The organism is Achromobacter sp. CF-sbj1-Ac2-l (assembly GCF_052698165.1).
Genome location: NZ_CP199855.1, coordinates 511,868 through 524,444, shown reverse-complemented (window position 1 = coordinate 524,444; position 12,577 = coordinate 511,868). Strand labels below are relative to the sequence as shown.

Annotated in this window: 12 protein-coding genes; 6 read left to right on the top strand and 6 right to left on the bottom strand. The window is 67.0% G+C overall.

Going from position 1 to position 12,577, the window contains the following annotated elements; genetic code table 11:
• Window positions 1-48: 48 nt before the first annotated feature.
• Genes ACUDCK_RS02435 through ACUDCK_RS02425 form a run of 3 tightly spaced genes read left to right on the top strand, consistent with a single transcriptional unit; the run spans window position 49 to window position 3,845 of the window.
• Complete coding sequence (locus ACUDCK_RS02435) at window positions 49-1,401, top strand: FAD-dependent oxidoreductase (protein ID WP_175168380.1); 1,353 nt, start codon at window positions 49-51, stop codon at window positions 1,399-1,401.
• A gap of 19 nt (window positions 1,402-1,420) precedes the next feature.
• Window positions 1,421-2,641: a 3-hydroxybenzoate 6-monooxygenase gene (locus tag ACUDCK_RS02430; protein WP_054503356.1), complete on the top strand. Its 1,221-nt coding sequence runs from the start codon at window positions 1,421-1,423 to the stop codon at window positions 2,639-2,641.
• Window positions 2,642-2,669: 28 nt separating this feature from the next.
• Window positions 2,670-3,845: an ABC transporter substrate-binding protein gene (locus tag ACUDCK_RS02425; RefSeq protein WP_054503355.1), complete on the top strand. Its 1,176-nt coding sequence runs from the start codon at window positions 2,670-2,672 to the stop codon at window positions 3,843-3,845.
• Between the two features lie 100 nt (window positions 3,846-3,945).
• Here the strand turns inward: ACUDCK_RS02425 and ACUDCK_RS02420 are convergent, their stop codons facing one another.
• On the bottom strand, window positions 3,946-4,308 hold the full coding sequence (locus tag ACUDCK_RS02420) for a glyoxalase superfamily protein (protein ID WP_054503354.1): 363 nt from the start codon (window positions 4,306-4,308) through the stop codon (window positions 3,946-3,948).
• 84 nt (window positions 4,309-4,392) lie between these two features.
• Here ACUDCK_RS02420 and ACUDCK_RS02415 point away from each other — a divergent pair, with 84 nt between their 5' ends.
• On the top strand, window positions 4,393-4,752 hold the full coding sequence (locus ACUDCK_RS02415; protein ID WP_175168381.1) for a hypothetical protein: 360 nt from the start codon (window positions 4,393-4,395) through the stop codon (window positions 4,750-4,752).
• Between the two features lie 140 nt (window positions 4,753-4,892).
• On the opposite strand, the gene ACUDCK_RS02410 is transcribed toward ACUDCK_RS02415, so the two are convergent.
• The 5 genes from ACUDCK_RS02410 to ACUDCK_RS02390 form a co-directional block, all read right to left on the bottom strand.
• Window positions 4,893-5,909: a Bug family tripartite tricarboxylate transporter substrate binding protein gene (locus ACUDCK_RS02410; protein WP_049070977.1), complete on the bottom strand. Its 1,017-nt coding sequence runs from the start codon at window positions 5,907-5,909 to the stop codon at window positions 4,893-4,895.
• 265 nt (window positions 5,910-6,174) lie between these two features.
• On the bottom strand, window positions 6,175-6,915 hold the full coding sequence (locus tag ACUDCK_RS02405) for an amino acid ABC transporter ATP-binding protein (protein WP_049070976.1): 741 nt from the start codon (window positions 6,913-6,915) through the stop codon (window positions 6,175-6,177).
• Window positions 6,916-6,975: 60 nt separating this feature from the next.
• A complete protein-coding gene (locus ACUDCK_RS02400) occupies window positions 6,976-8,079 on the bottom strand; it encodes an amino acid ABC transporter permease (protein ID WP_006386909.1) in 1,104 nt (367 codons plus the stop codon).
• Between the two features lies 1 nt (window position 8,080).
• A complete protein-coding gene (locus ACUDCK_RS02395) occupies window positions 8,081-9,271 on the bottom strand; it encodes an amino acid ABC transporter permease (RefSeq protein WP_054419126.1) in 1,191 nt (396 codons plus the stop codon).
• Window positions 9,272-9,398: 127 nt separating this feature from the next.
• Window positions 9,399-10,415 (bottom strand): amino acid ABC transporter substrate-binding protein, encoded by a 1,017-nt coding sequence (locus tag ACUDCK_RS02390; protein ID WP_006386905.1) that lies wholly within the window; start codon window positions 10,413-10,415, stop codon window positions 9,399-9,401.
• A gap of 315 nt (window positions 10,416-10,730) precedes the next feature.
• Between ACUDCK_RS02390 and ACUDCK_RS02385 the strand changes: the two genes are divergently transcribed.
• Both ACUDCK_RS02385 and ACUDCK_RS02380 read left to right on the top strand, forming a co-directional pair.
• The gene (locus tag ACUDCK_RS02385) at window positions 10,731-11,444 is read left to right on the top strand and encodes a cell division ATP-binding protein FtsE (protein WP_175143745.1); all 714 of its coding nucleotides are present in this window, start codon (window positions 10,731-10,733) and stop codon (window positions 11,442-11,444) included.
• Window positions 11,441-12,349, top strand: coding sequence for a cell division protein FtsX (locus ACUDCK_RS02380; protein ID WP_054503350.1), 909 nt, complete (start codon window positions 11,441-11,443; stop codon window positions 12,347-12,349). Before ACUDCK_RS02385 ends, ACUDCK_RS02380 begins: the two co-directional genes overlap by 4 nt.
• Window positions 12,350-12,577 lie beyond the last annotated feature (228 nt).

The window sequence follows — 12,577 nt, the reverse complement described above, 5'->3', positions numbered from 1 at the left end:
CGCATTTCGCACCACCAGACAGTCAAGCAGGACAGCAAGGAGACAAGCATGACCCTCACCGAACCCGCCCGCCAGGTGCCGCTCTATGGCGAATACGACGTTGTCGTGCTGGGCGGCGGCCCCGCCGGCATCCTGGCGGCTGCCAGCGCCGCCCGCAACGGCGCCAGCGTGCTGCTGGTGGAACGCTATGGCTTTCTCGGCGGCATGGGCACGGCGGCGGGCGTCTCCAACTTCTGCGGCCTGCACGCCAACGTGCGCGGCGCCATCCGCCAGGTGGTGCACGGCATGACGGACGAGCTGCTGGACCGCATGCGCGCGCTGGACGGCCTGAACGACCCGCACCTGATCCTGGGCAAGATCCACGCCCAGGCCTACGACATCTCGGCCTTCAAGTGCGCCGCCGACGGCATGGTGCAGGACAGCGGCGCAAAAATACTGTTCCACGCATTGGCCACCGGCCTGACGCGCGACGCCGCAGGCAATGTCGACGCGCTGTTCCTGGAGACCAAGTCCGGTCGCTGCGCGGTGCGCGGCAAGGTCTTCATCGACTGCTCGGGCGACGCCGACATCGCGCAATGGGGCGGCCTGCCGTTCGAAAAGGGCGACGCGCACGGCCACATGCTCTACCCCACGCTGATGTTCAAGGTCGGCAACGTCGACGGCGCCCGCGCCCAGGAGGCCTGGAAGACCATTCCCCAACTGATGGACCAGGCCGCCGCCAGCGGCGAATTCACCTTCCCGCGGCGCGGCGCCATCGTGCGGCCGCAAAAGCATGACTACGAGTGGCGCGTCAACGTCACGCAACTGGCCAACGCCGACGGCAGCGCGGCCGACGGCACCGACGCCGCCTCGCTCTCGGCCGGCGAGCTGGAAGGCCGCCGCCAGATCACCGAATACCTGAAGTTCCTGCGCGCCAAGGTGCCGGGCTTCGAAAACGCCTATGTGCTCGACATCGCGCCGCAGCTCGGCATCCGCGAAACCCGCCGCATCGTCGGCGAGGCCATGCTGACCAAGGAAGACGTGCTGGGCTGCGCCGACTTCGAGGACAGCATCGGCGTGAACGGCTGGCCGCTGGAAATGCACACCGCCGGCGACGTGCAATGGCTGTGGCCGCCGATTCCGGAATCGCGCGGCTACAACCAGCTCCCTTTCCGCATGATGGTGCCGCGCCGCGGTCCCGGCGTCGCCGCCAACGTGCTGGTGGCCGGACGCTGCGCCTCGATGACGCACGAAGGCCAGTCGGCCGCCCGCGTCAGCGGCAGTTGCTTCGTCATGGGCGAGGCCGCCGGCACCGCGGCCGCCATGGCGCTGCGCGACGGCCATGCGCCCGCCGACGTGCCGGTGGCGGCGCTGCAGGCGCAACTGCAACGGCAAGGCGCCTTCCTCGGCCGTCAAGAATGAATACGCAAGGAACCTGGCAATGAATGCAACTCCCGCAAAGAACCCGCCCCAATCCGTCATCGTCGTGGGCGGCGGCATCGGCGGCCTGGCCGCGGCGCTGGCGCTGACGCGCCAGGGCATCGCGGTGCAACTGCTGGAACAGGCCGCGCACATCGGCGAGATCGGCGCCGGCATCCAGCTCGGTCCCAACGCCTTCGCCGCGCTCGACGCGCTGGGCGTGGGCGCCACGGCGCGCCAGCGCTCCGTCTTCACCGACCACATCATCATGATGGACGCGGTCGACGCGCGCGAAGTGGTGCGCATCGACACCGGCGAGGCCTTCCGCGAACGCTTCGGCGGCCCCTACGCCGTGATCCATCGCGCCGATATCCATCTGTCGATCCTGGAAGCGGTGCAGCAGAATCCGTTGATCCGCTTTCGCACCTCGACGCAGATCGCCGGCGTGGCGCAGGACGGCAAGCGCGTGGAGGTCACCGACACCGAAGGCAACCGCTACCAGGCCGACGCCGTGGTGGGCGCCGACGGCGTCAAGTCCGTGATCCGCGAACACCTGATCGGCGATCCGCCGCGCGTGACCGGCCACGTGGTCTACCGCGCCGTGGTCGAGCGCGACAACATGCCCGAGGAACTGCGCATCAACGCGCCGGTGCTGTGGGCCGGTCCGCACTGCCACCTGGTGCACTACCCGCTGCGCGGCGGCCAGCAATACAACCTGGTGGTGACCTTCCACAGCCGCGAGCAGGAACAATGGGGCGTACGCGAAGGCAGCAAGGAGGAAGTGCTGTCGTATTTCCAGGGCATCCACCCGCGCCCGCACCAGATGCTGGACCGCCCCACGTCGTGGAAGCGCTGGGCCACCGCCGACCGCGAGCCGGTCGAACAGTGGGGCCAGGGCCGAATGACGATCCTGGGCGACGCCGCCCACCCCATGACCCAATACATGGCCCAGGGCGCCTGCATGGCGCTGGAAGACGCGGTGACCTTGGGCGAGGCCGTCAAGCGTTGCGACCACGATCTGGAGGCCGCCTTCCGGCTGTACGAATCGGTGCGCATTCCGCGCAGCGCGCGCGTGGTCTGGTCGACCCGCGAGATGGGCAGGCTCTATCACGCGCGCGGTGTCGAACGCACCGTGCGCAACATGCTGTGGACCGGCCGCGGCCAGTCGCAGTTCTACGACGCGTTGCAGTGGCTCTACGGCTGGAAGGTGGAGAACTGTCTCGCGGGACCCATCCAGCCATAAAAAAAAGCAGGCACAGGAGGAGACAACCATGACGACACGCATCACCCGCGGCGGCGCCGCGCTGCTGCTGGCGCTGGCCGCCGGCGGCGTCCAGGCCCAGCAGAAACCCGTGGACATCGGCTTCATCGGCACGCTGTCCACGCCCGCCGGCTACATCGGCGAGGACGAGCGCGACGCCTTCATGCTGGCGGTCAAGGAAGGCGGCGGCAAGCTCGGCGGCGTGCCGGTCAACGTGCGCGTGGAGGACGACGCGCTCAAGCCGGCCAACGCCAAGCAGATCGCCGACAAGATGGTGCAGGGCGGCGTGCGCCTGTTCACCGGCGTGAACTTCTCCAACGTCATGGCGGCGGTCGGGCCGACGGTGCTCAACGCCGGCGGCTTCTACGTCAGCCTGAACGCCGGCCCCTCCAACTACGCCGGCAAGGCCTGCAATCCCAACTACTTCGCCGTCGCCTTCCAGAACGACTCGTACGCCGACACCGCCGGCATCGCCGCCAACGAGCTGGGCGCCAAGCGCGTCGTCGTCATGGCGCCGAACTACCAGGCCGGCCGCGACGCCGTCGCCGGTTTCAAGCGCACCTACAAGGGCGAGATCGCCGAGGAGATCTACACCAAGCTGGAACAGGCCGACTTCTCGGTCGAGCTGGCGCGCATCCGCGCGCTCAACCCGGACGCCATCTTCCAGTTCCACCCGGGCGGCGCCGGCATCAACCTGACCAAGCAATACGCCAACTCCGGCCTGGCCGACAAGATCAAGATGATCACGCCCATCTACTCGATGGACGAACGCATGCTGGCCGCCACCGGCACCGCCGGCAAGGGCTTCTACCTGAGTTCGCTGTGGAGCGCGGACCTGGACAACCCGCAGAACAGGCACTTCGTCGAAGCCTTCACCAAGGCCTACAACCGCGCGCCCACCGCCTATGCGGCGCAGGCCTACGACACCGCCAACCTGATCGCCTCGGGCCTGAAGGCCGTGGACGGCGACATCACCGGCAAGGCCGACGCGTTCCGCGACGCGCTGCGCCGTGCCGACTTCCCCAGCGTGCGCGGCAAGTTCAAGTTCGGCCCCAACCAGCACCCCGTGCAGGACTGGTATCTGCTGCACATCGAGGCCGGCGCGGACGGCAAGCTGGTCTACAGGAATCTCAAGGTCATCGCCCGCGACCACACCGACGTGCACGCGGCCGACTGCAAGATGTAGCCGCCGAGGACCTGGCGTCGCGGATCCGCCGGGAACGCTGGAGCGCGCGCGGCGCTACCTGGGCGTGCGCGCGCGCGCCCGGGTAGCGCGGCTCATGGACTCAGTCTTGCGATTCGCAGAACGTCAGGCGGTTGCCGAACGGGTCGGTCACCCGCAGCAGCCGGCCCCAGGGCGCGTCCTCGACGCCGGGCCGCGCGTAGCCGTACTGCTTGCCGATCAGTTCGGCCTGGTAATCGTCGACGCCGGTGGTGCGCACGAAGATGGCCGCGCCCGGCGTGGCATCGCCGTAGTGCTCGCTCAGGTGCAGCACCAGCTCGCCGCGATGCACCTGCGCGTACAGCGGCAGGCCCGGTTCGAAGCGATGTTCCCAGTCCCACTCGAAGCCGAGGAAATCCAGGTAGAACTCGCGCGCCTTCTCGACCGAAAAGATGCGCAGGATGGGAATGGCGGGGGACAAATGCATGATCAGGCCTTAGTATTCGAGGGATCGCGCCTGCCCACTACCGAGCGTGCGCGCATCTCGCCAGCATAAATCAAACCGGTTGCCATGCCCGACGCCCAAGCCGCATCCTGGAAACACCTGCCCGCGCCGAAGAAGCGCGCGGCGCTGCCCTTTGACGCCACCTACACGGCCGACCAGTACGCCCGCCTGCGGCAAGGCCGCATCCCGCGCGAAATGGAAGACAAGTGGTTCATCTATCTCGACGAGGGCGTGTTGCGCTTTCATCGCAGTTGGACCGGCATCTGGATCTACGCGCTGCGGCTGGAGGCCGCGGGCGACCAGTGGCGCGCGCATGAGGCGTGGGTGAACCGCGAGGCCGACCAGTACGGCTGCACCGACCTGGACACCGACCGCAGGCTGCTGACGCGGTTGGTCGACGGCCTGCTGGCCGCGCCGCGCGAATGATCGAACGGCGGGGATGACCGAAGCGTGGGGATGAAGCGCGGGCGCCGCGATCGCGGCGCCCGGCGGATACGCCGCCCCGACGGACAGGGGCGGCGTCAGGCCCGGCGCGTTCCCGACGAAACGCGCCAGGCGCGCCGGCCTCAGTTCAGGCTGGCGCCGGAAATCTTCACGATCTCCTGGTACTTGGCCTTCTCGTTCTTGACGAACTCGGCGAAGGCTTCGGGCGTCATGGGCGGCGCTTCCGAACCCATCGTCAGCAGGCGCTGCTTGACGTCGGGCTGCTGCATCGCTTCCGCGTAGGCCTTGTTCAGCTTGGCCACCACCGGCGCCGGCGTGCCGCCAGTCGTGAAGACGCCGAACCAGGTGCCCAGGTCGAAGCCCTTGATGCCCGACTCTTCCACCGTCGGCACGTCGGCCAGCAGCGACGAGCGCTTGGCCGTGGTCACGGCCAGCGCCTTGACCTTGCCGTCCTTGATCAGCGGAGCCGAGGCCGCCAGGTTGTCGAACATGAAGTCCGATTGGCCCGACAGCAGCGCCAGTTGCGCCGGGGCCGCGCCCTGGTAGGGAATGTGCTCGACGTTGATGCCGGCGCGCGCCTTGAGCAGCTCGCCCGACAGGTGGCCGGCGCTGCCGTTGCCACCGGAACCGTAGTTCAGCTTGCCCGGATTCTTCTTGGCGTACTCGATCAGGTCCGACAGCTTCTCGATCTTGTTCTTGGCGGCGAACTCGACGTTCATCACCAGCACGTTCGGTACCGACGCCACGATGGTGACCGGGGCGAAATCCTTCACCGGGTCATAGGGCAGGTTGGCGAACAGCCAGGGGTTGATGGCGTGGGTCGCGACGGCGCCCATCACCAGGGTGTAGCCGTCGGCCGGGGCCTTGGCCACCAGGTCGGCGCCGATGTTGCCGCCGGCGCCCGAGCGGTTTTCCACCACGACGGGCTGGCCGAGCGAGCCGCGCACCTTCTCGGCCAGCATGCGGGCCATGGTGTCGAGCGGGCCGCCGGGCGGGTAAGGCACCACGAAGCGCAGCGGCTTGGTGGGGAAATCGGTGTTCTGGGCCAGCGCGGGCGCGCCCAGGGCCAGCGTGGCGGCCAGGGCCGCGGCGCCGCCCAGCAGGACGCGGCGCATCGCGCCGCGGGGGGTCTGTTTCATCTGGTTTGCTCCTCTCATTGCATCGATGGCGGTCGGTAGCATACCGCAGCGGGATGAACGGCGTAACAAAGGGCTACCGGGAGAACCGAGCGCTTTTCCCGTGAACGGCGCGCCCCGGCCGACTGGAAACAACGTGCGCCGGCCACCCCGGCGTGCTCGGCGCCTTCCCTTTCGCGCCGCCTCGCCAACGGCCGGCGCCCAAAGAAAAGCCGCCTTCCAGGGAAGGCGGCTTTGGTCGGGTCGCGGCGCGCGGCGGCGCCCGGCCTCAATGCAGGATCTGGCTCAGGAACAGCTTGGTGCGCTCGTTCTGCGGGTGGTCGAAGAACTCGTCCGGGCTGTTCTGCTCGATGATCTCGCCGCGGTCCATGAAGATGACGCGGTTGGCGACCTTGCGCGCGAAGCCCATTTCGTGGGTCACGCACAGCATCGTCATGCCGCTTTCCTGGGCCAGGTTGACCATCACGTCCAGCACTTCCTTGACCATTTCCGGGTCCAGCGCCGAGGTCGGCTCATCGAACAGCATGATCTTGGGGCTCATGCACAGCGAACGCGCGATGGCCACGCGCTGCTGCTGGCCGCCCGAGAGCTGGCCGGGGAATTTCTTGGCCTGGTCCGGGATGCGCACGCGCTCCAGGTATTTCATGGCCGTGGCCTCGGCTTCGGCGCGCGGCTTCTTCAAGACCCACATCGGGCCCAGCGTCAGGTTCTCCAGCACCGTCAGGTGCGGGAACAGGTTGAAGTGCTGGAACACCATGCCGACGTCCTTGCGGATGGTCTCGATGTGCTTGAGGTCATTGGTGAGCTCCGTGCCGTCCACGATGATGTGGCCTTTCTGGTGCTCTTCGAGCCGGTTGATGCAGCGGATCATGGTGGACTTGCCCGAGCCGGACGGCCCGCACACCACGATGCGCTCGCCCGGCGCCACGTCCAGGTTGATGTTGCGCAGCACGTGGAACTGGCCGTACCACTTGTTCACGTCCTGCAGTCGAATGATGGCATCAGACATGCCTGTACTCCCGTAAATATCGCATTGCGGGTCCGCCGGTGGCGGACCCGCGGCAAGGTTCTAGCGTGCGTGGCCCGTGGCCAGGCGTTTTTCCAGCGCCTGGCTGTATTTGGACATGGAGAAGCAGAAGACGAAGTAGATCAGCGAGATGAACAGATACGCCTCCACCCCGAATCCGCGCCATGCCGCGTCGGACAGGGCCGCCTTGGCCGCCAGCGTCAGGTCGAAGATGCCGATGATCACCACCAGCGACGTGTCCTTGAACAGCGCGATGAAGATGCTGACCAGCGGCGGGATCACGATCTTGAGCGCCTGCGGCAGGATGATCTTGCGCATCTGCTGCCAGTAGTTCAGGCCGAGCGAATCGGCGCCTTCGTACTGGCCCTTGGGGATCGCCTGCAACCCGCCGCGCACCGTTTCGGCGATGTACGCGGCCGCGAACATGATGATCGCGATCTGCGCGCGCAGCAGCTTGTCGATGGAGAAGCCTTCGGGCAGGAACAGCGGCAGCATCACCGACGACATGAACAGCAGGCTGATCAGCGGCACGCCGCGGATCAGCTCGATGTACACGACGCACAGCGCCTTGATGGCCGGCATCTTCGAGCGCCGGCCCAGGGCCAGCAGCACGCCGATCGGGAAGGCGAAGGCGATGCCGAACGTCGACAGGATCAGCGTCAGCGGCAGGCCGCCCCAGCGCGCGTTCTCGACGTAGGTCAGGCCCAGCACGCCGCCCCACATCAGGATCGCCACGGCGGTCAGGCCGACGGTCCAGATGATGGCGAGCTTCCAGTTCCAGAAACGGCGGATGCCGCTGCACACGATCACCGCGACGAGGATGATGGTCGCGATCAGCGGCCGCCATTGTTCGTCGTAGGGATAGGTGCCGAACAGGATCAGCCGGTGTTTCTCGATGATGAAGGCCCAGCAGGCCCCGCCCACCGAGGCGCGGCATTCCTGCGCGTTGGCGGCGGTGAAGTTGGCCTTGATGAAGGCCCACTCGACCAGCGCCGGCACCGACATCAACAGGAACCACGCCAGCAGCACCGTGATCAGGATGTTCAGCGGCGAGGAAAACAGGCGCGAGCGCAGCCACGCCCACGCGCCGACATGGGTCTTGGGCGGCGGCAGCCCTTCGCTGGGGGTATGCGTAGTGCTGCTCATATCAACGCTCCACCAGCGCGATGCGCTTGTTGTACCAGTTCATGAAGATCGAGATCGACAGGCTGACCGTGAGGTACGCGCCCATGATGATGAGAATGCCCTCGATGGCCTGCCCGGTCTGGTTCAGCGTGGTGTTGACCACCGACACGATGTCCGGATAGCCAATGGCCACGGCCAGCGAGCTGTTCTTGGTGAGGTTGAGGAACTGGCTGGTCATCGGCGGGATGATCACGCGCAGCGCCTGCGGCAGCACCACCAGGCGCAGCACCTGCTTGCGGCGCAGGCCCAGGGCCCCGGCCGCTTCCCATTGGCCATTGTTGACCGCCTGGATGCCCGAGCGCACCACTTCGGCGATGAAGGCCGAGGTGTAGATCACCAGGCCCGCCAGCAGCGCGGCAAACTCCGGCGACAGCGTCAGGCCGCCGCTGAAGTTGAAGCCCTTCAGCTCCGGCATGTCCAGCGTCAACGAAGCGCCGCTGACCAGCCAGCCGATCACCGGCAGGCCGATCAACAGGCCGATGGCGGCGCGGCCCAGCGGGAACACGTGGCCGGTGGCTTCCTGGCGCTTCTTGCCCCAGTGGCCCAGGAACAGGATGGCGACGATGGCCAGGCCCAGGCCGGCCAGCATCCAGTCGAGCGAGTTGCCTTCCAGCGCCGGCACCTTGAGGCCGCGGTTGGAGATGAACACGCCCGGCAGCGGGTTGTGCGCCTGGCGCGGACCCGGCATGTTCTCGGTGATCAGCGCATACCAGAAGAACAACTGCAGCAGCAGCGGCACGTTGCGCATCACTTCGACGTAGACCGAGGTGATCTTGGCCACGAGCCAGTTCTTGGACAGCCGGCCGACGCCGATCAGCGTGCCGAGGATGGTCGCCAGCACGATGCCGAGCACGGCCACGCGCAGCGTGTTGAGCAGACCCACCCAGATGGCGCGGCCATAAGTGTCGGCGGGGGTGTAGGCGATGGGCGTTTCACCGATGGCAAAACCGGCCTCGCGTTGCAGGAAACCGAAGCCCGTGGCGATGTTGCGCACGGACAGGTTGTGAAGCGTGTTTGAAACCAGGAACCACACCGCCAGCGCGACGGCGGCCAGTGCGATCACTTGATAGACCACGGCGCGCACGCCGGGATCGTTCCAGTTCAGACGCCGGGGGGGTGCCGAAATCGGGGCGTTTTTATTTGAAGTCGTCATGAATGAATCTACAGAAGTCGGACACCGGGCAGCGGGGGCCTTGCGGCCCGCGCCGTCCACTCCTGCCGCCCGCTCGAAGGCGGGCTAGGCATGGCGCCATACTGGCGCCATGCCGGGCAGCCGTGTGTTAGCGCACCGGCCAGCCGTACATCAAGCCACCTTGCTTGTAGCTGGCGTTCAGGCCGCGCTCCAGCTTCATCGCGCTGCTCTTGCCGAGCGTGGCTTCGAAGCTTTCACCGTAGTTGCCGACCTGCTTGATGATGTTGTAGGCCCACTTGTCGTCCACGCCCAGGTTCTTGCCCATGCCCGGGGTCACGCCCAGGATGCGCTGGATGTTGGGATTGGTGCTCTTGGTCATTTCATCGACGTTCTTGGACGTGATGCCGTATTCCTCGGCTTCCAGCATCGCGTTCAGCGACCAGCGGATCACGTTGAACCATTGCTCGTCGCCCTGGCGCACCATGGGGCCCAGCGGCTCCTTGGAGAAGTCTTCCGGCAGGATGATGTACTTGTCCGGATTCTCCAGCGTGGTGCGGGTCGAGGCCAACTGCGACTTGTCGGTCGTGAAGGCATCGCAACGGCCGGCCGAGAAGGCGCGGATGATTTCGTCGTACTTGTCGATCACGACGGGCTTGAATTCGATCTTCTGGCCACGGAACCAGTCGGCCAGGTTCAGCTCGGTGGTGGTGCCCGGCTGCACGCAGATGGTGGCGCCGTTCAGTTCCTTGGCGCTCTTGACGTTCAGGTCCTTCGAGACCATGACGCCCTGGCTGTCGTAGTAGTTCACGCCCACGCCGATCAGGCCCAGGGTGGTGTCGCGCGTCAGCGTGACGGTGGTGTTGCGGGTCAGCACGTCCACTTCGCCCGATTGCAGGGCGGTGAAACGCTGCTGCGTGTTCAGCGGCGTGACCTTGAACTTGCTGGCGTCGCCGAACATGGTGGCGGCGACGGCGCGGCACAGATCCACGTCCAGGCCCTTGTACTCACCCTTGCTGTCCGCGATCGAGAATCCCGGAATGCCGGTCGAAACGCCGCATTGGACAAACCCTTTCTTCTTGACGTTATCGAAGGTCGCACCCGCATTGGCAGCCGCGGACGCAGCGAACAGGGCGGTGCCAATGGCAGCGAGTTTCAGTACTTTCATCTTGATCTCCGTAGGGGTGTTGCGAAGCCGAACGCAAGGCCGGGTTGGGCTTTACGCATGGGGCGGATGGTAGCGTCCGCAAAGCGGCCTCCGCATCCGGGAATTCCCTTGAAATATAGGGACACTGGACGAAATCAAATGGGGTTTTGCGATAAAAACGGGGACACATTTTCGTTCGAAAAAACGTGTCCAACCGGTCACTTTTATGCGGCGTCCGCGGTCACATCAGGACACTTTTTCCCGCGCGGCCCTCGCGCGGTTTTAGGCCAGCTTACTGTCCCCGAGTTAATATTGCGGCTTCATCCGACAGCCGCCATGATCGAATTCCAGCACGTATTCAAATCGTATGGCCGCGGCCGCAATATCCTGGCCGACATCAACTTCCGCGTGAGCGCGGGCGAGTTCGTTTTCGTGTCGGGGCCTTCCGGCGCCGGCAAGTCCACCCTGCTCAAGCTGATCGGCGGGCTCGAGCCCGCCAGCCGGGGCTCCATCCAGGTCAACGGCCAGCGGCTCGACAAGCTGCCTGCCCGCGCCCGGCCCTACCTGCGCCGCGCCGTGGGCGTGATCCTGCAGGACACGCACCTGCTGTTCGATCGCAGCGCGTTTGAAAACGTGATGCTGCCGCTGGCCGTCACCGGCCATCCCGGCGATTCGGCCGCCGCCCGCGCCCGCGCCGCGCTGGACAAGGTCGGCCTGTCGGGCAAGGAAGATCTCAACCCCATCGAACTGTCGGGCGGCGAGCAGCAGCGCCTGGCGATCGCGCGCGCCATCGTCAACCGACCCGCCATCCTGATCGCCGACGAGCCCACCGCCAACCTCGACCACGACAACGCGCAGCGCATCATGAATGTGTTCCGCGACTTCAACCGCGTCGGCGTCACCACGCTGATCGCCTCGCACGACCAGGAACTCATGGCGCGCTACGCCACCCGCACCCTGCGCATCGACCCGGGCAAGTTCGCCGACTCGCACGGCGCCGCCACGCCCCCGGCCGACGCCGGCCACGGCATCGCGGGAGAAACGGCATGAACGCCTGGCTGCGGCAGCATCGCTATGCGCTCATGGTCACCCTGCGCCGGCTGGTCAAGCAGCCGTTCTCGTCGCTCGCCAACCTGCTGGTGATGGCGCTGGCGCTGGCCCTGCCGTTGCTGGGCAGCGCCATCCTGGTGTCGGTGCAGCCGGTGGCGCGGCAGATGTCGGTCACCCCCGAAGTCACCGTCTTCATGCGGGTCGACGCGCCCGCCGGCGCCGCCGCCGACGTGGCCAGGCGCATCCAGGGCGAATACGCCAACGACGTGCGCGCGGTGCGCGTGGTCGGCCGCGACGACGCCCTGGCCGACCTGCGCGCCAACCCCGCCTGGCAGCAGGCGCTGGCCGTGTTGCCCGGCAACCCCCTGCCCGATGCGGTGGTGGTGACGCTGGCCGACGGCGAAGACCTGGCCGGCCGCGCCGACAAGCTGGCGCAGGCCTGGAAACAATGGAACCAGGTGGACCTGGTGCAACTGGACAGCGCCTGGGTCCAGCGGCTGGAGGCCATCCTGCGCTTTGCCCGCATCGGCCTGGGCTTCCTGGCCGCCTGCGTGGCGGTGGTGGTGCTGGCCACGGTGTTCAACACCGTGCGCATGCAGGCCCTGTCGCAGCGCGAGGAGATCGCCGTGGCGCGGCTGGTGGGCGCCACCGAGTCGTTCGTGCGGCGGCCGTTCCTGTACCTGGGCGCGCTGTCCGGCGCCCTGGCCTCGCTGCTGGCCATCGGCGTGGCGGCGGTGGCGCTGTCGCCGCTGAACAACGCCCTGCTCGGCCTGGCCCGCAGTTATGGGGCTGAATTCGCCCTGCATCTGCCGGGCACTCCCGTGCTGCTGGCCGCCATCGTCGCCTCCGCCGCCCTGGGCGCGCTGTCGGCGCGCTGGTCCGTCACACGCAGCACGCGATTCTGAAGGGCATCGGGCTTCGTCTGATTTCCCTCAAGATCGAGCCGCCTAAAGCCACGTATAGCCCCCGTTCTTCCCCGTGATCCGGGGAACGGCCCTACCCCGCCGTGGGTAGGATGGCAGCACCTGCCTGCCACGGCCCCGCGCGACCCGGCGCCAGGCGGACGGCCAACTCGTGTCGCGGCCGCCCGAGCATTGCCCCCGGGCGCCAGAATGACACCCGGTCGACGGCCA

Bases quoted from the DNA above. Each gene is read 5' to 3' on its own strand.
- ACUDCK_RS02435 (WP_175168380.1), top strand. From the start codon at position 49: ATGACCCTCACCGAACCCGCCCGCCAGGTGCCGCTCTATGGCGAATAC.
- ACUDCK_RS02430 (WP_054503356.1), top strand. From the start codon at position 1,421: ATGAATGCAACTCCCGCAAAGAACCCGCCCCAATCCGTCATCGTCGTG.
- ACUDCK_RS02425 (WP_054503355.1), top strand. From the start codon at position 2,670: ATGACGACACGCATCACCCGCGGCGGCGCCGCGCTGCTGCTGGCGCTG.
- ACUDCK_RS02420 (WP_054503354.1), bottom strand. From the start codon at position 4,308: ATGCATTTGTCCCCCGCCATTCCCATCCTGCGCATCTTTTCGGTCGAG.
- ACUDCK_RS02415 (WP_175168381.1), top strand. From the start codon at position 4,393: ATGCCCGACGCCCAAGCCGCATCCTGGAAACACCTGCCCGCGCCGAAG.
- ACUDCK_RS02410 (WP_049070977.1), bottom strand. From the start codon at position 5,909: ATGAAACAGACCCCCCGCGGCGCGATGCGCCGCGTCCTGCTGGGCGGC.
- ACUDCK_RS02405 (WP_049070976.1), bottom strand. From the start codon at position 6,915: ATGTCTGATGCCATCATTCGACTGCAGGACGTGAACAAGTGGTACGGC.
- ACUDCK_RS02400 (WP_006386909.1), bottom strand. From the start codon at position 8,079: ATGAGCAGCACTACGCATACCCCCAGCGAAGGGCTGCCGCCGCCCAAG.
- ACUDCK_RS02395 (WP_054419126.1), bottom strand. From the start codon at position 9,271: ATGACGACTTCAAATAAAAACGCCCCGATTTCGGCACCCCCCCGGCGT.
- ACUDCK_RS02390 (WP_006386905.1), bottom strand. From the start codon at position 10,415: ATGAAAGTACTGAAACTCGCTGCCATTGGCACCGCCCTGTTCGCTGCG.
- ACUDCK_RS02385 (WP_175143745.1), top strand. From the start codon at position 10,731: ATGATCGAATTCCAGCACGTATTCAAATCGTATGGCCGCGGCCGCAAT.
- ACUDCK_RS02380 (WP_054503350.1), top strand. From the start codon at position 11,441: ATGAACGCCTGGCTGCGGCAGCATCGCTATGCGCTCATGGTCACCCTG.